Genomic DNA, 25,206 nt, shown 5'->3' with positions numbered 1-25,206 from the left:
CGGCCCGCCGACCTCGTTCGGCGGGCCGGGGCCCCAGCGCGTGGCGGGTTCGACGACGTTTCACGCGGTGCGGGGCATGTCGGTCCTTCCGAAGGACACGCGCGGTGCGGGCGAGGGCGCGGGTTCCACCCCCGGGGGAAGGCCGAGCGGCCGGTGGAGGGACGAACGGGTTCCGAAACCCGTGGCCCGTGTCAGGAACCGTTCTCGGACGTTGGCACTCATGATCCATGGGTACCGGGGGCCAGGCCCGACGGCCGGCCGTTCCCGTGACCCGTGACCCGTGGCGCACCGCCGCCGTGCGCCGTGCCGACCGTTTCGGAAGAAGTCGAGGAATCACCGTGCCCCTGTCGTCGAAGCGACGCCTGGCCGTGAGCACCACCCTGATCGCCGCGCTCGCCGCGGGCGTCGCCCCCGCCACCAGCGCGTTCGCCGCCACAAGCCTTCCCGCCGCCCCCGCCACCACCACGCCGGCCGCCGTTCCCGCGCCGGACATGGAGGGTGTCGTCACCGCTCTGAACTCGGCCATGGACAACGGGGCTCCGGGCGCGATGGCCCGGTTCACCGGTCCGACCGGCGTACGGAGCCGTACCGTCGGCGTCCAGGACCGTGTCTCGGGTGCGGCGATGGACATCCAGTCCCGTTTCCGGATCGGCAGCGTGAGCAAGACGTTCTCCACCGTGGTGCTCCTCCAACTGGTGGAGGAGGGCAAGCTGGAGCTCGACAAGCCCGTCAACACGTACCTCCCCGGCCTGCTCCCCGACGACCGGATCACGGTCCGTCACCTGCTCACCCACCGCAGCGGGTTGGCCGACTACACGAACGCGATGTTCGCCAACACCGTGCCGGGCTTCGAGGCCGTGCGGAACCGGGTGTTCAGCTACCAGGAGCTCGTGGACCTCTCCCTGAGCGAGCCGCGGACCACCGAGCCCGGGGTGTCCTACAAGTACTCGAACGCCAACTTCGTGGTGGTCGGGATGCTGATCGAGAAGGCCACGGGCCGTCCCGTGGCCGACGCGTACGAGCGTCGGATCTTCAAGCCGCTGCACCTGCACAAGACCTCGTACGTGCACCCGGACACCCGGATCAAGGGGCTGCACGTGCGCGGCTACCTGCACCCCGACGAGGCCGGGGGCGCGCTGGTGGACTCCACGGAGCAGACCGTGTCGTGGGCCCAGTCCGCCGGGGCCGTCATCTCCAACCCCGCGGACCTGAACACCTTCACCGGCGCGCTGATGCGGGGACGGCTGCTGTCCCCGGCGATGATGGAGGCCATGACGACGGTCACGCCGACCGACACCACCAACACCCGGTTCTACGGGCTCGGCCTGCGCCGCTACGACCTGTCGTGCGGGACTCAGGTGTACGGCCACACCGGCACCGTCCAGGGCTTCTACACGTACACCTTCTCGACCCGTGACGGCCTGCGCAGCCTCTCCGCCATGGCGAACACCTCGAACCACGGCGCCGCGAACACCGCGCTCGGCGGGACGCTGGAGGCGGCGTTCTGCGGCAAGAAGCCGACGCCCGCGGCCTCCGCGCGCGCCGCCTCCCCGTCCGCGGACCGTGACCTCACCTCGCTGCCCGCCGAGCGGGACCTGCCCGAGCGGTACTGAGCGGTCCCCTGAGGGGGAACCTCCCGGGGCTCAGGCCTCGTACTCGGTGAGGTCGATCGCCCAGACCCGCAGGGGCACGCCGTAGACGGGATGGTTCGTCTCGCGCTCCTCGGTCATGCCGAGCTTCCCGATGACGTTCTCGGAGGCCTGGTTGCTGATGTGGGTGATGGCGACGACCTTGTCGAGCCCGCGGTCCTGGAGTGCGAACTCCAGGACCGCGTGGGCGGCCTCGGAGGCGTATCCCTGTCCCCAGAAGGGCCTGCCGAGGCGCCAGCCGATCTCCACGTCCGGCATCACCTCGGGGAGGAACTCCGGCACGGACAGTCCGGCGAAGCCGATCAGCTCGCCCGAGGCGATGAGCTCGACGGCGAAGATCCCGAAGCCCTCCTCGTCCCACTCCTCCTCGTACCGCTCGATGTCCTCGGCGGTCTGCTCCAGATCCCGGACCGAGCCGTCGTCGATCCACCGCATGACCTCGGGGTCGGCGTTGATCTCGGACAGCGGGACGAGGTCGTCGTCGCTCCAATGCCGGAGGATGAGACGGGGGGTACGAATTTCGGTCATGCCCCCATCCTGACGCACGCGGCGAGCACTCCGTGCCACGGCCTCCCGCTGGTCAGGTGGGGAGCGATGCCACCACGTGGGCCCCGGCCCGGCAGACCCGGGCCGCTCCGGCGGGGGTCCGGGTCCCGGAAGGCGGGATCGTCCGGAGACGGCAGGTGTACCTCGTCGGCCGTCAACGGTAGTAGCCCTCGACCACGGCCCGGACCTCGTCGAGCAGCGCGGGGCCGTCCTGGGGTACGGGCGGCAGCCCGCTGCCGGGGCGGATGTCCAGGAGCTGTTCGTCGGACAGCGCGAACACCACCCGCCGGAGCCCCGCGCGCCGAATGACCGCCTCGCACATTCCGCACGGCTGGCAACTGGTGTACATCGTGGTCTCGGCCGCAGTGGCGGGCTCCAGCTCCCGAGCGGCCCACCGGGCGAGCTTGAGTTCCGGGTGTGCGGTGATGTCCCGCTCGGTGAGGGTCGTGTTGTACTCCTCCGCGAGCACCGTTCCGTCCGGCGCGGCGAGCAGGGACCCGAACGGCGGGTTGCCGCTCTCGCGCGCCGCGGCGGCGAGGGCGATGGCCCGCCGGAGGAGGGTGTGGTCGTCGGGGGTGGCGGGGGTGGAGGCACGGCTCATGACGGATCCGTTCGGGTGCGGGGCGGGTCGAGGTGTGCGGCCACGGCGGCGAGGGCCTGCCAGGCGGTCCGGGGGCGGTGTGTCTCGCGGGGGTCGCCGCCGTAGGGGTCGAGGACGACGGCCTCGGCCCCGAGCGACCGCAGCTGCTCGAGGTCGTCCATGATCTGGTCGATGGTGCCCTCCCCCGCGAGCCGGTCCGCTCCGCCGACCGGCGTGTCGGTCACCTTGAGGATGATCCGGGGTGCGAAGCCGGGCACGGGGAGGCCTTGCTCTTCCGCGTACGCGTGCAGTCTTCCGGGAGCTTCCCGCAGCCACGGCATGGTGCGGCGCAGCGGATGCCAGGCGTCGCCGAGACGGACGGCACGACGCAGTCCCGCGTCGCTGTGGCCGCCGATCCACACCGGGATGCGGCGGTCTCCGTAGGTGGAGGTGTCCGCCCAGGCCTCCCGCACGGCGCGCAGATGCTCGTCGGTGAGTCGCCCTCGGCGTTCGAAGGGGATGCCGAGCGCGGCGAACTCCTCCCGTGCCCAGCCCACCCCGACACCGAGGACCAGCCGGCCGCCGCTCAGCTCGTTCAGGTTGGCCGCCATACGTGCGGTCAGCAGGGGATGCCGGTAGGGGGCGATGAGGACCGTGGTGCCGAGCCGGATCCGCGTGGTGAGGCCGGCGAGCCAGGACAGGGTGGTGAAGGGCTCGTAGAACGGGGCGGGGTATCGCTCGGAGACATCGGGGGTGATGGCGATGTGGTCCGAGAGCATGAGCAGGTCGAAGCCCAGGCCTTCCACGGTCTGGGCCCAGCTCCGCAGCACTCCGGGGTCGGTGCCGGGGCCGAAATTGAGGATGTTGACTCCGATCTTCACAGCGTCAAGGCTAGCCATCGGGGACGTCCTTCAAGAAGGGACTCCCGCCTGTTCAGAGGCCGTTCGCCCGTGGATTCGCCGGTAATCTGACCGCATGACCGAGAGTTTGGACGCGACGGACTGGGCGATCCTGACGGAAGTCCAGCGGGACGGCCGGATCGCGTACACGGAGTTGGCGCGGCGGGTGAACCTGAGCGCCTCGGCGACGAAGGAGCGGGTCCGGCGCCTCGAGGCGGCCGAGGTGATCACGGGGTACCGGGCGGAGGTGGATCTGGAACGGACGGGGTACCCGGTGCTCGCCGTCGTGCGGCTGAAGTACCCGGGGACGCGGCACGAGCCCCTGCACCGACTGCTGGAGGAACGCTCGGAGATCCTGGAGTGCCTGCGGACCACGGGGGACGACTGCTACGTGCTGAAGGTGGCGGCCACGTCGATGGGTCATCTGGAGGAGCTCGTCGACGCGTTGGCCCGGTTCGGGAGTACGACCACCAGCCTCGTCTTCAGCCGGACGCTGCCGTTCCGCGGCCCGCGGGAGCCGGGGTCACCCACGCGGCTCGGTGGGTGACCGCCCGGCCTAGGCCGTCGGGCTGTGGATCAGGTCGGTGGGGTCGGTGTTGGCGCCGCAGAGGACCACGCAGACCCTCTCGCCCGGGGCCGGGCGGTAGCCGACCGCCGTCGCACCGCCGCGGTCCGTCGCACCGCCGGGGCCCGCACCGTCGAGGTCCGGTGCGTCGTGCGGATCCGGTGCCGTGAGGACGGCCAGGGCGGTGGCGGCCGCGTGTTCGACGGCGAGGCGGCGGTCGTCCCAGAGGGCCCGCCGGGCGCGGACGATCTCCGCGTCGGTGACGAGGGCGGTACGGACGTCGTCCTGGCGGGCGGCCGCCACGGCGGTGTCCGAGACGCGGCGGGCGCCGAGCGAGTCCGCGGCGACGGAGTCGACGGTCACGTCGACGGGGTGTCCGGCGCGGAGCGCCGCGTCGAGTGCCCGGCAGTTCTCGGGTTCGACGGCGACGGTTCGGATGCCGTGGTGCCGGGCGGCGGTGGCGACACCGGCGAAGAGCCCGCCCCCGCCCACCGCCACGACGACGGTGTCGAGGTCCGGGATCCTTCCGTGGATCTCGTCCAGCAGGGTGCCCGCTCCGGCGGCGATCAGGGGATGGTCGTAGGCGTGGGACGCGAGCGCGCCGGTCTCGGTGGCGAAGGCTTCGCAGGCGGCGAGCGCCTCGGCGTACTCGGTACCGACGAGCCGGACGTCGGCGCCGTAGCCGACGAGCTTGTCGACCTTCACCTTCGGGGCGGTGGTCGGCAGGAAGACCGTGGCACGGACGCCCTGCCGGAGAGCCGCCCAGGCACAGGCGAGGCCGGCGTTGCCGCCGGAGGCGATCGTGACGCCCGCGGCGGGGAGGGTTCCCTCCTCGCGGTGGGCGAGGAGGAAGTTCTGCGCGCCGCGGGCCTTGAAGGAGCCGGTGTGCTGCATGAGTTCCAGGGCGAGGTGGAGCGCGTACGGCCGGTCGCCGGGGTCGGCGTGCGCGATCGTGACGGGGCGGACGTGGCCGCGGATCCGCTCGGCGGCGGTCTTGATGTCGGCGTACGTGAGGGAGCTGTGCACGGGGCGCTCCTGCGGCGGTCGGGGCCCGCTGGGGTTCGAGGGGAACGGAACGTTCATGCCGTCGATCCTCTCAGGAAGGGGCTCCCCCACCCGCGGTCCGGACATGGCACCGCCCCGGAGGCGCCGGCTGCCTCCGGGGTGGTTTGTGGGCCGGGGGGACTACGGGACGATCCTCAGGAGGCGGTTCGGGGAGCCGCTGCCCGGGCTCGTCACCTTGCCGGTGGTGGCGCCGTTGACGAGGGCCGTGGCGACCTGCGCCGGGGTCGCGGAGGGGTGGCCGGCGAGGTAGATCGCCGCGGCGCCGGCGACGTGCGGGGTGGCCATCGACGTACCCGAGATGGTGCTGGTGGCCGTGTCGCTGGTGTTCCAGCCCGCGGTGATCGACACACCGGGGGCGAAGATGTCGAGGACCGAGCCGAAGTTGGACCAGCTCGCCTTGGCGTCGGTGTTGCTCGTGGCGCCGACGGTGATCGCCGCCGGGACGCGGGCGGGCGACGTGGAGGAGGCGTTGACCCCGGAGTTTCCGGCGGCGACGGCGTAGGTGACGCCGTCGGCGATGGAGTTCTTCACCGCGTTGTCGAGTGCGGTGGACGCGCCGCCGCCGAGGGAGAGGTTGGCGACGGCCGGGGCACCGGCGGTGTGGTGGGAGGTGACCCAGTCGATGCCCGCGATGACGCCGGCGGTGGTGCCGGAGCCGTTGTTGTCGAGGACGCGGACGGCCACGATCCGCGCCGACTTGGCCACACCGTAGGTGGTGCCGGCGATCGTCGTGGCGACATGGGTGCCGTGTCCGTTGCCGTCCTGGGCGACCGTGTCGCCCTCGACGGCGTCGTAGCCGTTCACGGCGCGGCCGGCGAGCTGGGAGTGGCTGATGCGGACGCCGGTGTCGATCACGTACGCCGTGACGCCGCCGCCCGCGGAGTCGGGGTAGGTGTACGTGCCGGAGAGCGGCAGGTTCGCCTGGTCGATGCGGTCCAGGCCCCAGGGGGCGTTGGTCTGCGTCGCGTCGGCGCGGACGATCCGGTTCTGCTCGACGGAGGCGACGGCCGGGTCGGCGGCCAGCCGGCGGGCCTCCGTCTCGTCGAGGGTGGCGGAGTAACCGTTGACGGCGGAGCCGAAGGTCTTGCGGACGGTGCCGCCGTACCCGGATATCAGGTTCCGTCCCTTGGCGGAGGCGGCCTTGAAGCCCGCGCCCTGCTTGAGGGTGACGATGTAGCTGCCGGGTACCGCGTCGGCGGAGCCCGCCGCGAGGACGACGCCTTCGGCGGGGGCCGCCTGGGCGGGGACGGCGGCGAAGGTGCCGAGCAGGGCGGCCACGGAGGCGGCGGACGCCGTGACGGCGAGGCGGGTCCGGGTGTTCTTCGGGAGTGCCATTACGAGGGATTCCTCCTCATGGACGTCGCGCCCGGTGGGGTGGGCGGCGCGACTGTGGGGGGGTGCACGTGGGGCCACGTACACGGTCGGGACCGGTGTGTCCGGTCCCGGCGTGATCAGCAGCCTGGCCGCTCCACGGGCGTGGCTCAAGGGAGTTGGGGCCTTGTCATGCATCTGCCATACGCCTGCAATCGAAGCACCGTCGAACCCGTTCGAAGTGGCCGAATCGGCTACTGACGTGGCCGGGAAGCGGGGTCGTGATCCGCGGTCGGGTCGACCGCGAGGGCGTGGGCGAGCGCTTCGGCGAAGCCGTCTGGGTTGTCGAACATCAGGTTGTGTCCCGCACGCGGGATCTCGACCACCGGGACACCGAACGCCGCCGCCTTCTCCGCGTCGCGGTCCGGCAGGCTCAGTTCCCCCACGAGGAAGGTCCGGGGCACGGCGGCCGCGGCGAGCAGGTCGCCCGGCGCGGGCACGCTTCCCTCCACGAGGGCGACCGCGCTGCGGTGGACGGCCAGGGGATCGGCGAGGCGCAGCCGGGCCGCGTAGTCCGCACGGTTCACGCGGGCCAGCATTCTCGCGTACCCCTCCGCCACGAACGCGTCCTCGCCCTGGGCCGCCACCGGGGTGCTGAACGCTCCCCCGCCCGCGTACAGGTTGGGCTCGGCCACCACGAGTCTCGCCACCAACTCGGGTCGCGCGGCCGTCAGATGGATCGCCACCGCACCGCCCATGGAGTGCCCGACGAGGTCCACACCCGTGAGGCCGAGGTGGTCGAGGACGGCGGCCACCGCCGCCGCCTGCGACTCCATGCGGTAGTCGAAGTCGGCGGGCCGGTCGCTCAGCCCGTGCCCGAGGAGGTCCACGAGCAGCGCACGGCCGCCGGCCAGGGCCGGGTGGGCCGCGACATGGGCGAAGTCGGACGACGCCGTGCACCCGAGGCCGTGGACGAAGACCCGCACGGGCCCGTCCCCCGGCAGGTCGATCCACCGGATGTACGCCCGCCGGTCCGCCAGGAACAACTCCCGCATGTCGCCCACTCTCCCCCGTGTCGCACCACTGCCGTACCGTCAGGAGCCACCCTACGAGTCGGCACTGACAGCGCCGGTCCGGCGTGCCCGCCCGTGGGCGGGGCGTCGGATAGCGTCGGGGGGACACGGACCGGCGGACGGCCGTGCCGGACACCACCGAAAGGACACCCATGCCCCTCGAAGGCGAGTACGAGCCCAGCCCTGAGACGTGGGTGCGCAACCAGGTCGAACTCTACGAGTCGTCCGGCGGCACCGAGGGCACGACGATGCGGGGCATGCCCGTCGTCCTGGTCACGAACGTCGGCGCGAAGAGCGGCAAGCTCCGCAAGACCCCGCTGATGCGCGTCGAGCACGAGGGGGCGTACGCGCTCGTGGCGTCGAACGGCGGGGCCGTGAAGCACCCCGTCTGGTACCACAACCTCGTCGCCTCGCCGCTCGTCGAACTGCGCGACGGCCCGCAGGTGTGGGACATGAAGGCCCGCCTGGTCACCGGCGAGGAGCGGGCGGCCTGGTGGGAGCGGGCCGTCGCGGCCTTCGCCGACTACGCGGACTACCAGCGCAGGACCGACCGGGAGATCCCGGTCTTCGTCGTGGAGCGGGGCGCGTAGGTCCCGTCCGGTCCACGGAGGGTCGTGCGGTCCGGCCCGTCCGGTCCACGGGGGACCGTGCGGTCCGCGGAGGATCGCACGGTCCCCTCCCGCGACGCCCCGACGGCTCGTGTCCGCAGCCTCGTCAGACCCACCCCCACCAGCACGACCACCATCCCCGCCACCACCCGCGGCGTCAGCGGCTCGTCGAGGACGAGCGCGCCGAGGGTCACGGAGACCACCGGCAGCAGATAGCCGACCGTGGCGGCGGCGGTCGGGCCCTCCTCCGCGATCATGCGGTAGTTGAGGTGGAAGGTGAGCCCGGTGGCGAAGACCCCGAGGACGACGACCGCGAGGACGCCCGCCCAGGTGACGGCCGCCGGACCGCCGGCCGTCAGGGCGGGTGTACTGAGTCCGGTCGCCGCGAGGAGTTGCGCGGCGGAGAGCGCCAGCGGCGCGGTGCCCCGGCCTGCGAGGTGGCGGGCCATGTACGCGAAGGCCACGGCGTAGCTCGCGGAGGCACCGAGCAGGGCGAGGGCACCCGCACTGATCAGCCCGGAACCGTGTGTCCAGGGCGCGAACACGAGCAGGACCCCCGCGAAGCCGAGCACGAGTCCGGCCGACCGGGCGGCGCGCAGCGGGCGTTCCGATCCCAGGGCCAGTCCGATGAGGAGGGACCACAGCGGGGTGGTCGCGTTCAGTACGCCCGCCACACCGCTGTCCACGGTCTGCTCGCCGATCGAGAAGAGCAGGAACGGCAGCGCGTTGCAGAAGAAGGCGGCGACTCCGAGCCGCCCCCAGGTGGCCCGGTCCCGCGGCAGTCGCTGCCCCGCCCCGTGGGCGAGGGCGAGGAGCACCGCGGCGCCGAGCAGGCAGCGTACGAAAGTGATCCATCCGGGGGTGAGGCCCTGGTTGAGGGAGATCTTGATCCAGAGGAAGCCCGAGCCCCAGAGCAGGGCCAGTACGCCCATGCGTATCGCCGATGTCATGTCCTCACGGTCCCGTGCCCCATCCGACAGGACAAGCGATGAATCATGCATCCGGCGTTAAGCTCTGCTACATGCTGGATGTGAGACGTCTCCAGGTGCTCCGGGCCGTGGTCACCAGCGGCTCCGTCACCGCCGCCGCCGCGAACCTCGGTTACACCCCCTCGGCCGTGAGTCAGCAGATAGGCGTCCTGGAGAAGGAGGCCGGCATCGCGCTGCTCGAACGGTTCGGCAGGGGCGTGCGGCCGACCGCCGCGGGGCGGCTGCTCACGGAGCACGCGGCGGTGATCGGCCGCCAGGTCGCCGAGGCCGAGACCGCCCTCGCCGACCTGCGGGCGGGCCGCACGGGGCAGATCGCGGTCCGCTACTTCGCCACCGCGGGCGCCGATCTCGTCGCCCCCGCCCTGGCCCGTTTCCGCACCGAACACCCGGGCGTACGCGTCGATCTGAGGATCGCGGACGGCGCACCCGACGAGGAGGCGGACCTCACCCTGGCCGTGCGACGCAGGGGCGGCGGCCCGGACTCGGCCGCCGACGGGCTCCGCTGGGTCCATCTGCTCGACGACCCCTACCGCGCCGTGCTCCCCCGGGGTCATCCGCTGGCCGATCGCCGCACCTCCGTCGACCTGGCCGAACTCGCCGCCGAGGCATGGGTCGGCAGCGAGCGCCCGGGCCCCTGTCTGGACGCGGTCCTCGACGCCTGCGCGGCGGCCGGCTTCACCCCGGACATCGCGGTGGAGTGCGAGGAGTACGGCACCGCGCAGGGCTTCGTGGCGGCGGGTCTCGGTGTCAGTCTGATCCCCCTGACGGGGCTGGGCAGCCGCCACCCGAACGTGGTCGTCCGCAAGGTCCGGGGTCCGGAGCCGGTCCGTTCGATCCACGCGGCCGTGCGGGAGTCCTCGCTGGCCCTGCCCGCCGTACGCGGTCTCCTCACGGCCCTTCAGGAGGTGTGAGGGCCGGGGCCGGGACCACGATCGGTCCGGCCCCGGCCCAGGTCCAGGTCCCGGCGCCGGTCCAGGTACCGGTCAGGAGGGTGCGAGCACCGTGAGCAGGTGGGCGACCTCCCGGGCCACGGCCGACCGCGCCGGGGTCAGGTAGTGGCGGGGGTCGACCGCGGCGGGGTGCTCGGCGAGATGGGCGCGGACGGCCCGGGTGAAGGCCTTGTTGAGGTGGGTGGAGACGTTCACCTTGGTCATGCCCGCCGCGATGGCGGCACTGAGGTCCGCGTCCGACACACCCGAGGAGCCGTGCAGCACGAGCGGGGTGGCGACGGCGGCCCGCAGGCGGGCGATGAGGTCGAAGTCCAGGACCGCGTCCCTGGTCAGCATCTGGTGGGAGCTGCCGACCGCGACCGCGAGGGCGTCGACGCCGGTGGCCTCGACGAAGGCGCGGGCCTCGTCGGGGTCGGTCCGTACGCCCGGGGTGTGGGCGCCTCCCTTGCCGCCGACCTCGCCGAGTTCCGCCTCGACCCAGACACCGTGCCGGTGGCAGTACTCCACGACCTCCCGGGTCGCGGCGACGTTCTCCGCGTAGGGGAGCTTCGAGGCGTCGAACATCACCGAGCCCAGGCCGAGTCCGACGGCCTCACGGACGAGGTCGGGGTTCTCGGCGTGGTCGAGATGGACGGCGACGGGGGTCTTGGCGGCGCGGGCGACGGCCAGGGAGGCGAGGGCGACCGGCTCCAGGGCGCCGTGGTAGCGGACGGTGTTCTCGCTGATCTGGAGGACGACGGGGCGGTCGGCGGTCTCGGCGCCGGCCACGATGGCCTGGGCGTGTTCGAGCTGGAGGACGTTGAACGCCCCCACACCGGTGCCCGCCGCGCGGGCGCGGCGGACGATCTCATCGGTCGGCGTCAACGGCATGGTCCTTCTCCGGAGGTGTGAGCGGGTGCGGGGGGGCTATGGCAGGGAGGGTGGGAGTGGGGGCGACGGTCAGGCGGGGACGTCGGTGAGGACCACCGAACGGGTCAGGTTCCGGGGGGTGTCCGGGTTCAGACCCTGGGCCTCGGCGACGGCGACGGCGAGGCGCTGGGCCCTGACCAGGTCAGCGAGCGGGTCGAGGTCGCTCTCCGCGAGGGTGCCGCCGACCTTGCGCACCTCGTCGGCGAGTCCGGCGGGGAGGGTGCCGAAGCCCCAGGTGACCCGCCCCGGTCCGGTGATGCTGATGGGGCCGTGGCGGTACTCCATCGCCGGGTACGCCTCCGTCCACGCGCCGGCCGCCTCACGCATCTTCAGTCCGGCCTCCAGGGCGAGCCCGTAGGTCCAGCCCGAGCCGAGGAAGGTGAACTGCTCCGCCGTACGGACCCCCTCGTCCAGGGGCGAGGCGAGGGCCTGCTCGGCGTCGCGGGCGGCCTCCTCCACGGTGGCCAGCCCCTCGGGCAGGGCGTCCTCGGACTCCAGGTGCGCGCGGAACAGAGCGAGCACCGTGGTCGCGAAGCGGGTCTGGACCACCGACTCCTCGTCGGCGAAGTCCAGGACGGCGACCTCGTCGGCGAGATCCATCACGGGGGTCGTCGGGTCGGCCGTGATCGCCCCGGTGGGGACCGTGCCGCGCAGCCGGGACAGCACGGCCAGTACCTCGCTGGTGGTGCCGGAGCGGGTGATCGCCACGACCCGGTCGTAGCGGCGCCCGTAGGGGAACTCCGAGGCGGCGAAGGCGTCGGTCTCCCCGTGGCCGCCGGACTCGCGCAGCTCCGCGTAGGCCAGGGCCATGAACCAGGAGGTGCCGCAGCCGATCACCGCGACCCGCTCGCCACGCCGGGGCAGGGCGGAGGTGTGCTGGGGCAGCGTGCGGGCAGCCTGACGCCAGGTCGTCGGCTGGGAGGCGATCTCCACGGCGGTACGGGTGGTGCTCATGCCGGTCTCCTTGCAAGAAGAGTGCACAGGAATGATGGAAGATGCTTGAAGTCGATGCCATTCAAGCAGAAACATGCATCCGCTTTCCAGGTCCCGCACGTGTCGGTGGATAGAATCGGACGCGCGCACGAGCCCCCGGGAGGGACCCCATGTCCAAGCACGAGCGATGGAACACGCTCCTTGAACTTCTGGCCGCCTCGGGGAAGCTGGAGGTCGAGGAGGCGGCGACCGCCCTCGACGTCTCCGCCGCCACGATCCGCCGGGACCTCGACGAGCTCGCCGAGCAGCAGCTGTTGATACGGACGCGGGGCGGGGCGGTCGCACACGGGGTCTCGTACGAGCTGCCCCTGCGCTACAAGTCGACTCGGCACGCGGCGGAGAAGCGGCGGATCGCGGAGGCGGCGGCCGATCTGATCGCACCCGGCGAGGTCGTGGGTCTCAACGGCGGCACGACGACGACGGAGGTGGCGCGCGCCCTCGCACTGCGCTTCGCGAGCGGCCGGGCCGATACGGCGGGAACGGCCGGGACGGCTGGTACCGCACCCTCGGGGCCCGCGCTGACCGTGGTCACCAACGCGCTCAACATCGCGGGCGAACTGGCGGTGCGCCCGCAGATCAAGATCGTCACCACCGGCGGGGTCGCCCGCCCCCAGACGTACGAACTGGTGGGCCCGCTGACGGTCGGGGTGCTCAACGAGGTCGTTCTCGACGTGGTGGTGCTGGGGGTCGACGGGGTCGACGCCGGGCTCGGCGTGATGGCCCACCAGGAGGACGAGGCGAGCATCAGCCGGCTCTTCGCGGAGCGGGCGAGCCGGGTCGTGGTGGTGACCGACTCCTCGAAGATGGGCCGCCGGGCGTTCGCGCGGATCTGCGGTCTGGACCGGATCGACCTGCTCGTGACCGACACCGGCATCAGCGCGGAGGCGGTCGAGCAGCTCACGGAGGCCGGGGTCAAGGTCCTCACGGTCTGAGCCGGCACTCCCCATTGGTACACAATCGAACCAATCGGGGATCCCATCCAGCAGCCCCCCTGTGGCGCCTCAGGGTGTTAATCCATTAATTACCGCACGGCTGTATACCTTTAAGCTCCCCTCCCCCATCATGTCTCCGACGTGCCGCCCGGGCACACCGCGACAGGAGAGGCGGAGCATGATTCCCATCAGCCGCAGAGGATTCGTCGGTATCGGCGCGGGGCTCGTGGCGGGCGCGGCACTGCCGACCGCCCGGGCGTCGGCCGCCGCGAGGGCGGCAACCGGCACCCTCGCCGACGTCCGCCATGTGGTCATCCTCATGCAGGAGAACCGCAGCTTCGACCACTACTTCGGCACTCTGCGCGGTGTACGGGGCTTCGCCGACCGCGCGGCGGGCAACCTGCCCGGTGGCTGGGGCATGTTCAACCAGCCCAACTGGGGCGGTCGCCAGTACCCGTGGAAGCTCAGCGACACCCCGCCCGCCGGCGGCGTCGACGGCGAGACCCTCGCCCAGTGCAACGGCGACCTCCCGCACAGCTGGACCTCCCAGCACGCCGCCTGGAACAAGGGACGCCTCGACAACTGGGTCCTCGGGGTGGGCAACACGCGCGCACTCGGCCACCTCGACCGCGCGGACATCCCCTTCCACCACGCTCTCGCCGACCACTACACGATCTGCGACGCGTACTTCTGCTCGGCACTGAGCGCCACCGGCCCCAACCGCACCTTCCTGTGGAGCGGGAAGATCGACGGCTCCAGCAAGGACGGCGGCGAGGAGTCCGGGCTCACCTGGGAGACCTACGCCGAGGCTCTCCAGCGCGCCGGGGTGAGCTGGAAGGTCTACCAGAACGCCCAGGACAACTACGGCGACAACGGCCTCGCGTACTTCAAGAGGTTCACCGACGCGCGGCCGGGCGACCCGCTGTACGACCGCGGGATGGGCTCGGTGCCCAGAGTGACCGGCTCGACGCCGGACGACATCGCCGCGGCGATCCGCGCCGATGTCGTCGCGGGCACCCTGCCGCAGGTGTCGTGGGTGGTCGCGAGCGAGGCGTTCTCCGAGCACCCCTACGCGCCACCCGGCGACGGCGCGCACTTCGTCGATCTCGTCTACCGCGCGCTCGCCGCCGATTCCGAGGTGTTCGACTCGACCGTCCTCTTCCTCAACTACGACGAGAACGACGGCTTCTTCGACCATGTACCGCCCCCGGTAGCCCCTCCGGGAACGCCGGGCGAGTACCTCGACGGCGTGCCGATCGGGCTGGGCTTCCGCGTCCCGATGATTGTCATGTCCCCGTGGACCCGGGGTGGCTGGGTGAGCTCCGAGGTCTTCGACCACACCTCCGTGCTGCGCTTCATGGAGAGCTGGACGGCGGCGCTCGGCACCCCGGCCACCTGCCCCAACATCAGCGCCTGGCGGCGGAAGGTGACGGGTGATCTGACCGGCGTCTTCGATTTCGCCCATCCGGTGTACGGGGTGCCGGCGGGCCTCCCGTCCACGGCGAAGGTGATCGGCCAGTCCACCTGCAAGCCCCTGCCGAATCCGGCTCCCCAGAACAACGCCCTGCCCTCGCAGGAGTCCGGCACCCGGCCGGCCCGCGCCGTGCCCTACCAGGTGAACGGCAATCTCGACCGCTTCGAGTTCGGGGCCGCCGGCAAGATCCTGGCCTGGTTCTCCATGACGAACCAGGGCGTGGAGGCCAAGCGCGCCACGCACTTCTCCATCCACCCGCACCAGCACCGCGACACGGCCGCCTGGCAGTACACGGTCGACGCGGGCGGCACGGCGGCCGACTACTTCAACATCGGCCTGGGATCGGGGTCCGGGAAGTACGACATCTCGATGATGGGCCCCAATCGTTTCCTGCGCCGGTTCATCGGCGACGCCTCCAAGGCGGGCAGCGCCGTCGAGGTGACGTCCCGGTTCGCCGTCGAACCGGGGACGGGCCGGACGGCGCTGTGGTTCAGGCTCGGCAACACCTCGGCCGGACCGGTGACGTTCACGATCCGCTCCAACGCCTATCGCACGGACGGGCCGTGGACGTACACGGTGCCGGCGAACTCCGCCCGTGAGGACTTCTTCAACGCGGTGGCCTACAACAACGGCTGGTACGACTTCACGATCCTGGCCGACATCGACGGCACCTGGTCGCGCCGGTACACCGGCCACATCGAGACGGGTGCTCCGAGCATCACCGGCTGAGCCGGCCGCCCGCTACCGGGCGGCGGTCTTCCGGCCGCCGCCCCCACCGGGGAGAGACCGTCAGTGGCCGGCCTGCGCCGCCCGCAGGATCGTGGCATCGAGGAGCGCCACGGCGTCGGCGGCGGTGCGGCCGGGGGCCCGGTTCCACGGCCCGATGAGCTCGCCCCACCCCCGCGAGCGGAGTTCGGTCATGATCCAGGCGGCCGCCTCGTTCATCGTCGTCGCACTGCCGTAGCCGAGGCGGTGGGCGGCGAGCAGGGCGCCGCAGACACACCGGGCACCGCGCGCGTCCCGCAGCTTGTACGGCGCGTTCTGCCAGCCCCACTCCGTCAGCACGAGGCGCGCGTAGCCGAGGTGCACGGAGGGCTTCAGGCCGGGACTGCCGATACGGCGCCAGGCGTGCAGCCGGTCGGGCAGGACGGCCCCGATCCGGCCGGGGAGCCGGCGCTCGCCGGGCAGGGACGGCGGAAGCGCGTCGAGCGCCTCGGCGACCAGCCGGTCCACCGGCACGGAGAGCAGCTCTCTCCAGCTCTCCGCGCCCGGTGCGTCGACGGGCGTCGGCGCGGGCGCGAGGAGGGGGGTGCGCGTGGGGGTGGAGGCGAGGGCGGACACAGGAGCGGGGTCTTCGGTCCAGTCCGTGACGATGCGCTGCCAGGTGGCGCTCTCGTAGAGCGCCACGGCTTCGCGGTCGAGGGTGTCGGGGCTGAGCAGGGGGGCGGAGGGCGACATTCGGGTGGCTCCTCGGTCGGGGTGGCTCCATCTTTCATGACGAATGTCGGTTTTGCGACTTTTGCCCTTGAGTGCACACCCGTCTGATCGGCCCTTTACATCCCACTTCCCTATTTTCAGAATTATGGTGCGGATTCGGACATTGAGTACCTGGTGATGCGACTCACTTTCCCCGGAACACCCCGGCGGCCGCAGTCCGCGCACGCCGGGCGGCGCAAGGAAGTTCAGCGCTCGGGAGATTCGTTCGATCTTGAATTCGGCGAATTCCGTGATCCTTTTCCCGGGCGCCGGGCCGTCGTCCTCTTGTTATCCGTCGCATTACTGGCCTACGGTCACCTCCATTCGAGCGGATCGCCGAATCCTGCCACTGCTCGAAATACCTCCCTTTCACCCGACGGCAGGAGCGGGGGACCCACGAATACGCCGGCCCGGATTCCGGAACGGCTCGGGGTGAAGCCGCGTGCGCGCGGCCGGACATCTCCAGTCCGAACCCGACAGCTCACCCCGAAGGCGCCGGAGAGGAATCCGTCATGCCTGCTCACGGTAAGCACCGCCGCCCCCGCCGCCCCGTCTCGCGTGGACTCGCGCTGGTCGGCACAGGTGGAGCCGCCCTTGCCCTCCCGCTGATCGCCCCGGCCGTGGCCGGCGCCGCCCCGGTGTCCGGTGCCCCGGAAATCGCCGCCCGGGCCGCCGCCGCCCCCGCGTCCCCGGTCGCAGTGAAGGCCGTCCCCCAGGCTCCCGCAGCCCCGGCCGCCGCGCGCACCTACACCGTCGTCGGCGGTGACTCGCTTTCCCTGATCGCACAGAAGAAGGGAATTCAGGGCGGCTGGAAGGGGCTTTACCGGGCCAACAAGAGCGCCGTGGGTGACAACCCGTCACTTATTCACCCCGGTCTTGAACTGACACTTCGTCCGGGTTCCGCGAAGGCCGCCCCCGCGCAGCCGAAGAAGGCCACCCGGACGACCGCCGAGAAGACCTCGACGACCGATCGGGCGAGCCGCTCCGAGCGCCGGAGCGCCGCCGCCAACACGGGTGCCTCCGCCGCCGCTCCCGCCGCGGCCGCCGCGGTCCAGGCCGCTCCCGTCGCCGCCACCCAGTACGCGAACAACCTCGACGGCTGGATCCGGGAGTCGCTGGCCATCATGGCCCAGCGCGGCATCCCCGGCTCCTACGAGGGGATCCACCGCAACATCATGCGGGAGTCCTCCGGAAACCCGCAGGCCATCAACCTCTGGGACTCCAACGCCGTGGCGGGCACCCCCTCGAAGGGTCTCCTCCAGGTCATCGAGCCGACCTTCCTGGCCTATCACGTGCCCGGCACGTCGATGGACCTGTTCGACCCGATCGCCAACATCACCGCAGCCTGCAACTACGCGGCCGACCGCTACGGCTCCATCGACAACGTCAACGGGGCCTACTGACCCCGGAAGTGCCCGGTGAACCAGGAGGTGGCGAGCTCCGCCACCTCCTCCAGGGCGCCCGGCTCCTCGAAGAGATGCGTGGCACCGTCCACGACGGCCAGCCGGCTCTCGCAGCGCAGCAGCGACCGGGCCCGCCGGTTGAGGTCCAGGACCAGCGCGTCCCTGCCCCCCACCACCAGGAGCGTCGGCGCCGTCACCCTGGCCAGGTGGTCGGCCGCGAGGTCCGGCCGGCCGCCGCGTGAGACGACGGCGGCCACGGAGGAGTCGGGATCGCCCGCCGCCCACAGCGCGGCGGCCGCTCCCGTACTCGCGCCGAAGTAGCCGAGTGGCAGTCCGTCGCCCTCCTGCCGCTCGGCCACCCACTCCGTGGCGCGGGTCAGCCTGCCCGCGAGCAGCGGGGTGTCGAAGACATGCGCCCGGTCGACCGCCTCGGCCTCGGTCAGCAGGTCGAACAGCAGCGTCCCCAGTCCCGCCCGGTTGAGCGCCGCCGCCACCGCACGGTTCCGGGGGCTGTGCCGGCTACTGCCACTGCCGTGGGCGAACAGGACGATGCCGAGGGCGCTCTCGGGCACCGCGAGCCGTCCCGAGAGCGCGACACCGGTGGCCATGGGGATCCGTACGGTGGTGTCCCGGACGATCGGATCGCGTCCCGCCCGGTTCCGGTCCAGGCAGGCGACGACCTCCCCGTCCGGCGTCTGCGAGAAGTCCCGGTAGAACTGCCCGATGGCGTAGAACAGCTCCGGCGTGTGGACGCTCACGGTCTCGTCCGCCTCGCCGCCGAGCCGGGCCGTCCAGCCCCGCGGCGCCACCGGCACCGCGAGCACGATCCGTGCGGCGCCCCTGGCCCGCACCACCCGGCAGGCGGCCAGCGCCGTGGCACCGGTGGCCAGGCCGTCGTCGACGACGAGCACCGTCCGGCCTTCGAGGGGCACCGAGGGTCTGCTGCCCCGGTAACGCCGGGCCCGCTGGTCGAGCTCGATGTGCTCGCGCTCCTCGACCGCGGCGAGGTCGCGCGCGTCGACCCCCGCCTCGCGCAGTACCCGCTCGTTCACCACCCGAACGCCGCCCTCGCCGAGCGCTCCCATCGCGAGCTCCGGCTGCTGGGGCACGCCCAGCTTCCGCACGAGACAGATGTCGAGCGGAGCGTCGAGCGCGTCGGCCACTTCCGAGGCCACCGGCACCCCACCCCGTGGCAGCCCGAGAACCACGACGTCATGGCCCTTGAAGTGGTCGAGACGGGCCGCGAGCTGCCGCCCCGCGTCGGTGCGATCGCTGAAGTACATGGCCCGCCGCCCTTCCGCCTCCACGGCCCGGGCGCGGGGAGGTCCGGAGTGCCCCGTCCCCCGCCCGTCTCTCCAGGGTAGGACGGCCGGCGCTCAGCGGGACTGCAGCGCGTCCAGGGCGACCGCCTGGGCTATGGCGAGGCGACGGTCGAGCCCGGGGTCCGCTATGTCGACCACGTACCGGTCACGCAGACCGAAGAGCTTGTCGACGGTCATCACGGTCCGGCCCGAGGCGGTGAAGTCGAAGTGGTACGGCACGAAGAAGGGGACGAAGTCGGTGAAGGGCAGGAACTCCCAGGCGCGTCGCAGCAGCGCCACCCGCTCGTTCCGCTCCTGCCCCGTCATCTCCTCATCGGCGTCCTGTCGGCTCAGGTGCCAGGTGCTCCGGAGCAGGGACGCGCCGAAGTTCTTGCGGAAGCTTCCCAGCCGGCTTCCGGAGGCACCGTGCACGTCATAGGTGGCGCCGAGGTCGAGCACCTGGCGGGCCCGGAAGGTGAAGAGAACCTGGCGCTGGGACTCGTCCGTGTAGAAGGTGACGTGCTCCTTGAGGGCCAGTCTCTTCTGGTGGGCGAAGGCGACGAGTTCGTCCTCCGCACCGTCGGGGCCCATGGTGTGCACCAGATAGCGATTGGCCATGAGCGTCACCTTCTGCCGGACGAGGAAGCGGTGCTGCGTCTGCGCGAGGCCCATCGAACGTGCTCCTGCTGATCGGGGACGGTCGCGGCGGACCGTCCCATGAGGTCGTGAGCACGATGATCAGGTGCAGAGGGGCCGCACCGCTGTCCTCGAAAGTCGTCACCTCCCACGACCTTCGGATGACGGGGCGCGCCGACCCGTCGGAGGAGGCCCCGACCGGCCGGGCGACGCTCCGGCGTCAGGCGGCGAGGAACGCCTCGATGGCCTCGGCGAGGGCTCCCGGGGTCTCCTCGGGCGCGTAGTGGCCGGCGTCCTTCAGGACCTCGAGGCGGGCGTTCGGGTACCAGCGCAGCCAGGTCGCCTCCATCGCCTCGGTGCCGAGCGCGGGGTCGTGGGCGCCGACGACGAGCAGCACGGGGACGGGGTTGTCCCGGACGCGCTCGTGGAAGTCCGTGCGCGACCAGGAGTCCAGGTAGGCGCGGAAGGCCGTCGCGGAGGACCGCCCGACGGAGCGCTCGACGAGGGCGCCCAGCCAGGCGTCGTCGTACCGGCCGCCGGTGGTGTTGTCGATGATCGCGCGCCGGTTGGCGGGCTCCGCGGCGGCGCCGGCGAAGAGCTCCCAGGTCTCTCCGTCGAGGGGGAAGCCGGCCGCCGACACGGGTGAGATCCCGATGATCGAGCGGACCCGGTCGGGGGCGTCGAGGAGCATCAGCTGGGCGGCCTTGCCGCCCATCGAATGGCCGATGACGGAGAAGGAATCCCAGTCGAGGTCGTCGGCGACCGCGAGGGCGTCGGCCGCGACCTCCTCCATCGTGTACTCCCCCGGATGGTCGAGGGCCTCGCCGTAGCCCCGGCAGTCGACGAAGGCGTACGAGCCGGTGGCATCGTTCAGATGGGTGCGCAGCGGGGCGAAGCTGGTGCGGTCGCCGAACCAGTTGTGCAGTACGAGGGCCCGCCGAGGGCCGTCGCCTTGTACGTCGTACGGAAGAACCCGGCCCGTCATCGTGCTCCCTGGTCATGAGGTGGTGGCGCCACGCGCCTGCGGCGCCGGTCGACGACCGAGTGTGACGGTGCGAGCGCGTGCGGTCAACACCGTCGCGCTCCGGGCACCACGACGCGCCCCTCCGAGCCCCCCGACCGGCCCCGGCGGCCACCACGACGCGCCCCTCCGGGCCTCACCGCGCTCCCGTCCGGGGACCGTGGAGCCCGGTCCGGGATGCGGGGCCTTTCCAGTCGGGCGCATCCTGGCTGTGTGACCTCGCACGGCACGCCCGGCCCCGGCCCGGCCGGCGGTACCGGGCGTCCGTCCCAGAACGGAGCCGCCGACGGGCCCGCTTCCGGTGCCCTGACCTGGACTCTCGCGGAGTCGGCGCTCCGGGCGGTCGAGCAGGTGGGCGGCTATGCCGGAGGGGTGTATCTGCGCTCCGGAACGCCCGGGCTGCTACGGCTCGCGGTCCTGGTCGGACTGCCGGGGCCCCTGTTCCGTCCGTGGTGGCGGATGCACACCAACCGGCCGTTCCCCATCGCCGAGGTGCACCGCTCGGGCCAGTCCGTGCACCTCCCCGACGTCGAGGAGGCGATGCGGCGGTTCCCCCAGCTCGTGGCGAGTCTGCCGTTCCCCTTCGCCTCGCTGTACGCCCCGGTCGTCGCGGGCCGCGAGCGCTTCGGGGTGCTCGTCGCGCTGCGACCGCCGACCCCCGGGGTTCCGGTGGACGGCCGGGACCGGACCCTGATGACGCAGGGGGCGCTGAGCCTCGGCGCGGCCCTGGCCGACCTCTCCCGTCAGGGGACGACCGTCGAGTGGCCCGGTGACCCGGTCTGCGTGCAGCAGTCCACCGCGGGGGCGCCACCGGTCCGCTTCGGTTCCTTCGACTGGGACCTGGACTCCGGCATGGTCACGATGGACGCCGGGCTCCTGGGGATCCTCGGTGCCGAGGTGCCCTCGCCCTGCCCGATCGACGTCCTGACGGCGCTCCTGGAGCCGGAGGACGGGTACGCCCTGTGGGCGGCGGCCCGGCAGGCCACGGGACCGGACGGACGTCCGGTGGTACGCCGGATCCGGCTGAAAGGACCCGACGGCGGACTCCACCTGCTGGAGGTCTCCACCCGGGCGCGCAGGAGCCCGTCGGAAGTGCCGAGCGGGAACCACGCGTGGGGCACCCACACGGGTCTGCGGCTCACCTGCACCCTTGTCGACCTCGGCACGGGCCTGATCGGCTCCGACGCCACGGACCGACTGCCGCGGGCGATCCTGGCGATCGACCGGCTCGGACGCGTCACCTACGTCAACGAGCGCACGGAGCGGCTGCTCGGACGCCCCCGCGGGGCCCTGGCCGGGCGCCCGCTGTGGGAGGCGCTGCCCTGGTTCAGCCTCCCCTTCCACGAGGAGCAGCTGCGCGCGGCCCTCATCTCCGGTGAGCCGGCGCGCTTCCTGGCCCGCCCCGAGCAGGGCCGGTGGCTGACGGTCTCCCTCCATCCGGGCCGGGACGGGCTGACGATGGTGCTGGTCCCGGAGGACGAACCGGTGCAGCTCCCGCGGAGTTCCGGAGCCGCCGGACAGAAGGACGACAGCCTGTCCCTGGCCGACGACCGGGTCTCGGCCCTGTACCGGCCGGTGGCCCTGGCGATCGCGCTGTCCGAGGCCGTGACGGCCCGCCAGGTGTCGGCGGTGGTCACGGAGGAACTGCTGCCCGCGTTCGGCGGGCGGCAGCTGGCCATCTACCTGTTGAGCGACCGGCGGTTGTACCTGGCCTGGGAGACCGGCTTCCCGCCGGGTTTCCTGGAGCCCTTCGACGGGGTGGCCCTGGACGAGCATGTGCCCGGGGTGGAGACGCTGACGACGGGCAGGCCGCTGTTCTTCGAGTCGATGGAGCAGCTGAGCCGGACGTATCCGGGTCTGCCGCTGGACGCCCATTCGGGGGCGCGGGCGTTCCTGCCGCTGATCGCCTCGGGCCGGCCGGTGGGCTCCTGCATCCTCGGCTTCGACCGGCCCCGCGGCTTCAGTCCGGAGGAGCGGGCCGTCCTCACGGCGCTCGCGGGGCTCATCGCGCAGGCTCTGGAGCGGGCGCAGCGGTACGACACGGAGTCGGCGGTCGCACGGGGACTCCAGGACGCGCTGCTTCCGCACCGGCTGCCGGTGTGGGAGGGAGTGGACACGGTCGGCCGCTATCTGCCGGGTACGCAGGGCATGGACGTCGGCGGGGACTGGTACGACGTGGTCGAGACGGGGCACGGACGCCTCGCGCTCGTGATCGGCGACGTCCAGGGGCACGGGGTCGCGGCCGCCGCCACGATGGGGCAGCTGCGGAGCGCGGTGCGCGCCTTCGCGTTGGCCGGGCACCGGCCGCAGGACGTGATGCGGGGCACCAACCGGCTGCTGATCGACCTGGATCCCGGGCAGTTCGCGAGTTGTTGCTATGTACTGCTCGACCCGAGGACGGGGGAACTGCGGGGCGTACGGGCCGGGCATCCGCAGCCGCTGCTGCTGCAACCCGACGGGACGACGGAGGTGGTGGAACTCGCGGGCGGGATGGTGCTCGGGATCGACGACCGTGCCTCGTACCCGGTGACGCGGCTCCGGCTGGCTCCCGGCGCGGTGCTCGCGCTGTTCACGGACGGCCTGGTGGAGCAGCCGGGCCGGGACATCGACGAGGGGATCGAGCAATTGCGCCGGGCGCTCGCGGCGACCGGTTCGCTGCCGCTCGCCGAGGCGGCGGACCGGATGACCCGGGAGGCCCGGCAGGCCACGTCCCGCCCTGATGACATCGCCCTGCTGCTCGCGGCCCGCTGGCCGAAGCATCGCTGAGGATCACCCGGTCGGGCCCGTGGCGCTGGTCGGCCGGCGCGGGCGCGGGGAGGCTGGGGGTGCCGTGCCGATCAGGCCGGACGAGTCAGGGCGGGAGCCCGAGGAGGACACGTGCAGCAGGACAAGCAGCCCGAGTACGGCCCGGTGGTCTTCCGTGACCGCACGGCCGGGTACGCCTTTCTGACCCGGTCCACCGCGACCAGCGACCGCACCATCGAATGGGACGACGGCAACACGTACCCCGTGATCGATGTCGAGATCTCCTCCGAGAGCCACCCGTTCTACACGGGCACGGCGCGGACGGTGGACTCGGAGGGCCGGATCGCCAAGTTCGAACGGCGTTTCGGCGAGGAGAGCTGAGGCTGCGGACACCCCTCGGATTCGCCTCGGTGAAAGTGGCCAGAAGATGGCCGGTTCGCCTTCCAGGATGAGGTCATGAAGACGGCGGAGCGCTGGTGCTCCGCCGAGGACTCCCTGGAGGGGAACAGCTGTGATCGTGGTGACCGGAGCGACCGGAAACGTCGGACGACCGCTGGTGGAGCTGCTGGCCGCGGCCGGTGAGCAGGTGACGGCGGTGAGCCGGCGGCCGGCCGCGGGACTGCCCGCCGGGGTGACGCACCGACAGGGGGATCTGGCCGATGTGGACGGCCTGAAGGACCTGTTCGAGGGCGCGGAGGCGGTGTATCTGCTCGTCGGGGGCCTCGGGGACGAGCTGAGTCCGCGGGGGATCGTGGCGGCGGCGGTCGCCGCCGGGGTGCGGCGGATCGTGCTCCAGTCCTCGCAACTGGTGGGGACGCGGCCCGATTCGGTGTCGCACGGGATTCTGCGCGCGTTCGAGACGGCGGTACGGGAATCGGGGGTCGACTGGACCGTGCTGCGGCCCGGCGGCTTCGCCTCCAACGCCTTCCTGTGGGCCGAGCCCGTACGTTCGGCCCGTACGGTGGCGGCCCCGTTCGCGGACGTGGCGCTGCCCGTGGTGGATCCGGCGGACATCGCCGAGGTCGCGGCGGAAGCGCTGCGTGGCACGGCTCACACGGGGCGGATCTACGTCCTGACGGGGCCCGAGGCGGTGTCACCGCGCGAGCAGGCGCGGGCTCTCGCCGGAGCGTTGGGCGAACCGGTCGCGTTCGTGGCGCAGAGCGCGAGCGAGGCCAGGTCGCAGCTGGTGCGATTCCTGCCGGAGGAGGCCGTCGACGGGATGCTGGCGGTGATGGGTGAGCCCGGCACGGAGGAGCGGCGGGTGAGCCCTGACGTGGAGCGGGTCCTCGGCCGGGCGGCGCGCCCCTTCTCGGCGTGGGCGGAGCGGAACGCGCTCGCCTTCGCCTGAGGTCGCGTCGGCCGCCGGTACCGGGGCCTGGGCGGAAGCCCGGTGACCGCACCCGGCAGGCGTCCGGGAATCCGTGGGAGTCCTCGGCGAGGGCGGGGACGCACGTCGCGCGGACGGCGTCCCCCGCCCCGGCCGGGTGGGTCGAGCAAGGGCGCTCGGCGCCCTGGGCTCAGTTCGAGAAGGCGATCAGGCCTTCACGATGCCCGACTCGGAGACCTTGATGCTCGCGGCGGTGGCGCCGGAACGGGAGCCGAGGCCCTCGATCTTCTTGACCAGGTCCTGGCCCTCGACGACCTCGCCGAAGACGACGTGCTTGCCGTCGAGCCAGTCGGTGATGATCGTGGTGATGAAGAACTGCGAGCCGTTGCTGTTCGGGCCGGCGTTGGCCATCGAGAGCAGGAACGGGCGGTCGTGCTTCAGCTTGAAGTTCTCGTCGGCGAACTTCTCGCCGTAGATGCTCTTGCCGCCGGTGCCGTTGCCGCGGGTGAAGTCGCCACCCTGGAGCATGAACTGCGGGATGACCCGGTGGAACGGGGAGCCGGCGTAACCGAAGCCGTGCTCACCGGTGCAGAGCTCGCGGAAGTTCTGCGCCGTCTTCGGGACGACGTCGTCGAACAGCTTGAAGGTGATCCGGCCCGCGGGCTCGTCGTTGATGGTGATGTCGAAGTAAACGTTGTCGCTCATGGGGACATCCTGTCATTAGTCACGCACGGCGCGCGCACGGGCCGCCTCC

24 protein-coding genes and 1 riboswitch are annotated in these 25,206 nt (G+C 72.2%); of the genes, 10 read left to right on the top strand and 14 right to left on the bottom strand.

Annotated features, from left to right (window positions below; translation table 11 throughout):
- The first annotated feature begins 338 nt into the window (after nt 1–338).
- The gene (locus tag IE311_RS25865; RefSeq protein ID WP_229902162.1) at nt 339–1,613 is read left to right on the top strand and encodes a serine hydrolase domain-containing protein; all 1,275 of its coding nucleotides are present in this window, start codon (nt 339–341) and stop codon (nt 1,611–1,613) included.
- 30 nt (nt 1,614–1,643) lie between these two features.
- On the opposite strand, the gene IE311_RS25860 is transcribed toward IE311_RS25865, so the two are convergent.
- The 3 genes from IE311_RS25860 to IE311_RS25850 all read right to left on the bottom strand — a co-directional run bounded on the left by IE311_RS25860 (nt 1,644) and on the right by IE311_RS25850 (nt 3,656).
- Nucleotides 1,644–2,177, bottom strand: a complete 534-nt coding sequence (locus IE311_RS25860) for a GNAT family N-acetyltransferase (RefSeq protein WP_189834205.1) — start codon at nt 2,175–2,177, stop codon at nt 1,644–1,646.
- Nucleotides 2,178–2,349: 172 nt separating this feature from the next.
- Nucleotides 2,350–2,796 (bottom strand): nucleoside deaminase, encoded by a 447-nt coding sequence (locus IE311_RS25855; protein ID WP_189834204.1) that lies wholly within the window; start codon nt 2,794–2,796, stop codon nt 2,350–2,352.
- A complete protein-coding gene (locus IE311_RS25850; protein ID WP_189834203.1) occupies nt 2,793–3,656 on the bottom strand; it encodes an LLM class flavin-dependent oxidoreductase in 864 nt (287 codons plus the stop codon). The genes IE311_RS25855 and IE311_RS25850 overlap by 4 nt, the downstream gene beginning before the upstream one ends.
- 94 nt (nt 3,657–3,750) lie before the next feature.
- Between IE311_RS25850 and IE311_RS25845 the strand changes: the two genes are divergently transcribed.
- Nucleotides 3,751–4,221 (top strand): Lrp/AsnC family transcriptional regulator, encoded by a 471-nt coding sequence (locus tag IE311_RS25845; protein ID WP_189834202.1) that lies wholly within the window; start codon nt 3,751–3,753, stop codon nt 4,219–4,221.
- 9 nt (nt 4,222–4,230) lie between these two features.
- On the opposite strand, the gene IE311_RS25840 is transcribed toward IE311_RS25845, so the two are convergent.
- The 3 genes from IE311_RS25840 to IE311_RS25830 all read right to left on the bottom strand — a co-directional run bounded on the left by IE311_RS25840 (nt 4,231) and on the right by IE311_RS25830 (nt 7,670).
- Nucleotides 4,231–5,322, bottom strand: a complete 1,092-nt coding sequence (locus IE311_RS25840; protein WP_373313967.1) for a threonine/serine dehydratase — start codon at nt 5,320–5,322, stop codon at nt 4,231–4,233.
- A 102-nt stretch (nt 5,323–5,424) separates the two neighbouring features.
- A complete protein-coding gene (locus IE311_RS25835; RefSeq protein WP_189834201.1) occupies nt 5,425–6,639 on the bottom strand; it encodes a S8 family peptidase in 1,215 nt (404 codons plus the stop codon).
- A gap of 230 nt (nt 6,640–6,869) precedes the next feature.
- Nucleotides 6,870–7,670: an alpha/beta fold hydrolase gene (locus IE311_RS25830; protein WP_189834200.1), complete on the bottom strand. Its 801-nt coding sequence runs from the start codon at nt 7,668–7,670 to the stop codon at nt 6,870–6,872.
- A 170-nt stretch (nt 7,671–7,840) separates the two neighbouring features.
- Between IE311_RS25830 and IE311_RS25825 the strand changes: the two genes are divergently transcribed.
- Entirely contained in the window at nt 7,841–8,278 is a 438-nt protein-coding gene (locus tag IE311_RS25825) for a nitroreductase family deazaflavin-dependent oxidoreductase (RefSeq protein ID WP_189834199.1), read from the top strand.
- Here IE311_RS25825 and IE311_RS25820 read toward each other — a convergent pair.
- On the bottom strand, nt 8,221–9,246 hold the full coding sequence (locus IE311_RS25820; RefSeq protein WP_229902161.1) for a DMT family transporter: 1,026 nt from the start codon (nt 9,244–9,246) through the stop codon (nt 8,221–8,223). The two genes, IE311_RS25825 and IE311_RS25820, sit on opposite strands and share 58 nt — an antisense overlap.
- Before the next feature lie 71 nt (nt 9,247–9,317).
- On the opposite strand from IE311_RS25820, the gene IE311_RS25815 reads away from it, so the two are divergent.
- Nucleotides 9,318–10,196 carry a LysR family transcriptional regulator gene (locus IE311_RS25815; protein WP_189834198.1) on the top strand — a complete coding sequence of 293 codons (879 nt, stop codon included), beginning with the start codon at nt 9,318–9,320 and terminating at the stop codon, nt 10,194–10,196.
- Between the two features lie 72 nt (nt 10,197–10,268).
- Here the strand turns inward: IE311_RS25815 and IE311_RS25810 are convergent, their stop codons facing one another.
- Nucleotides 10,269–11,105 carry a class II fructose-bisphosphate aldolase gene (locus IE311_RS25810; RefSeq protein ID WP_189834197.1) on the bottom strand — a complete coding sequence of 279 codons (837 nt, stop codon included), beginning with the start codon at nt 11,103–11,105 and terminating at the stop codon, nt 10,269–10,271.
- Nucleotides 11,106–11,174: 69 nt separating this feature from the next.
- Nucleotides 11,175–12,098 carry an SIS domain-containing protein gene (locus IE311_RS25805; protein ID WP_189834196.1) on the bottom strand — a complete coding sequence of 308 codons (924 nt, stop codon included), beginning with the start codon at nt 12,096–12,098 and terminating at the stop codon, nt 11,175–11,177.
- Between the two features lie 149 nt (nt 12,099–12,247).
- Between IE311_RS25805 and IE311_RS25800 the strand changes: the two genes are divergently transcribed.
- Together IE311_RS25800 and IE311_RS25795 are read left to right on the top strand one after the other, a co-directional pair.
- Nucleotides 12,248–13,069, top strand: a complete 822-nt coding sequence (locus tag IE311_RS25800; protein WP_189834195.1) for a DeoR/GlpR family DNA-binding transcription regulator — start codon at nt 12,248–12,250, stop codon at nt 13,067–13,069.
- Nucleotides 13,070–13,247: 178 nt separating this feature from the next.
- Complete coding sequence (locus IE311_RS25795; RefSeq protein ID WP_189834194.1) at nt 13,248–15,272, top strand: phosphocholine-specific phospholipase C; 2,025 nt, start codon at nt 13,248–13,250, stop codon at nt 15,270–15,272.
- A 60-nt stretch (nt 15,273–15,332) separates the two neighbouring features.
- Here the strand turns inward: IE311_RS25795 and IE311_RS25790 are convergent, their stop codons facing one another.
- On the bottom strand, nt 15,333–16,001 hold the full coding sequence (locus IE311_RS25790) for a DUF6197 family protein (protein WP_189834193.1): 669 nt from the start codon (nt 15,999–16,001) through the stop codon (nt 15,333–15,335).
- Nucleotides 16,002–16,343: 342 nt separating this feature from the next.
- A riboswitch (cyclic di-AMP (ydaO/yuaA leader) is annotated at nt 16,344–16,527 on the top strand.
- A gap of 4 nt (nt 16,528–16,531) precedes the next feature.
- Here IE311_RS25790 and IE311_RS25785 point away from each other — a divergent pair.
- A complete protein-coding gene (locus IE311_RS25785) occupies nt 16,532–17,422 on the top strand; it encodes a LysM peptidoglycan-binding domain-containing protein (protein ID WP_189834192.1) in 891 nt (296 codons plus the stop codon).
- On the opposite strand, the gene IE311_RS25780 is transcribed toward IE311_RS25785, so the two are convergent.
- The 3 genes from IE311_RS25780 to IE311_RS25770 form a co-directional block, all read right to left on the bottom strand.
- Complete coding sequence (locus tag IE311_RS25780) at nt 17,416–18,705, bottom strand: alpha/beta family hydrolase (protein ID WP_189834191.1); 1,290 nt, start codon at nt 18,703–18,705, stop codon at nt 17,416–17,418. The two genes, IE311_RS25785 and IE311_RS25780, sit on opposite strands and share 7 nt — an antisense overlap.
- A 93-nt stretch (nt 18,706–18,798) precedes the next feature.
- On the bottom strand, nt 18,799–19,395 hold the full coding sequence (locus IE311_RS25775) for an LURP-one-related/scramblase family protein (RefSeq protein WP_189834190.1): 597 nt from the start codon (nt 19,393–19,395) through the stop codon (nt 18,799–18,801).
- Nucleotides 19,396–19,579: 184 nt separating this feature from the next.
- Complete coding sequence (locus IE311_RS25770) at nt 19,580–20,344, bottom strand: alpha/beta fold hydrolase (RefSeq protein ID WP_189834189.1); 765 nt, start codon at nt 20,342–20,344, stop codon at nt 19,580–19,582.
- A 249-nt stretch (nt 20,345–20,593) separates the two neighbouring features.
- On the opposite strand from IE311_RS25770, the gene IE311_RS25765 reads away from it, so the two are divergent.
- The 3 genes from IE311_RS25765 to IE311_RS25755 all read left to right on the top strand — a co-directional run bounded on the left by IE311_RS25765 (nt 20,594) and on the right by IE311_RS25755 (nt 24,473).
- Nucleotides 20,594–23,146: a SpoIIE family protein phosphatase gene (locus IE311_RS25765; protein WP_229902160.1), complete on the top strand. Its 2,553-nt coding sequence runs from the start codon at nt 20,594–20,596 to the stop codon at nt 23,144–23,146.
- 111 nt (nt 23,147–23,257) lie between these two features.
- Nucleotides 23,258–23,506 carry a type B 50S ribosomal protein L31 gene (locus tag IE311_RS25760; RefSeq protein ID WP_189834187.1) on the top strand — a complete coding sequence of 83 codons (249 nt, stop codon included), beginning with the start codon at nt 23,258–23,260 and terminating at the stop codon, nt 23,504–23,506.
- Between the two features lie 130 nt (nt 23,507–23,636).
- Nucleotides 23,637–24,473: an NAD(P)H-binding protein gene (locus IE311_RS25755; RefSeq protein WP_189834186.1), complete on the top strand. Its 837-nt coding sequence runs from the start codon at nt 23,637–23,639 to the stop codon at nt 24,471–24,473.
- Nucleotides 24,474–24,659: 186 nt separating this feature from the next.
- Here IE311_RS25755 and IE311_RS25750 read toward each other — a convergent pair whose 3' ends face one another.
- Complete coding sequence (locus tag IE311_RS25750) at nt 24,660–25,157, bottom strand: peptidylprolyl isomerase (protein WP_189834185.1); 498 nt, start codon at nt 25,155–25,157, stop codon at nt 24,660–24,662.
- Between the last annotated feature and the right edge of the window lie 49 nt (nt 25,158–25,206).

Source organism: Streptomyces zaomyceticus (genome assembly GCF_014656215.1).
GTDB lineage: Bacteria > Actinomycetota > Actinomycetes > Streptomycetales > Streptomycetaceae > Streptomyces > Streptomyces zaomyceticus.
Note: the sequence above shows the minus strand (reverse complement) of the source record. Positions and strands in the feature narration are given on the sequence as shown.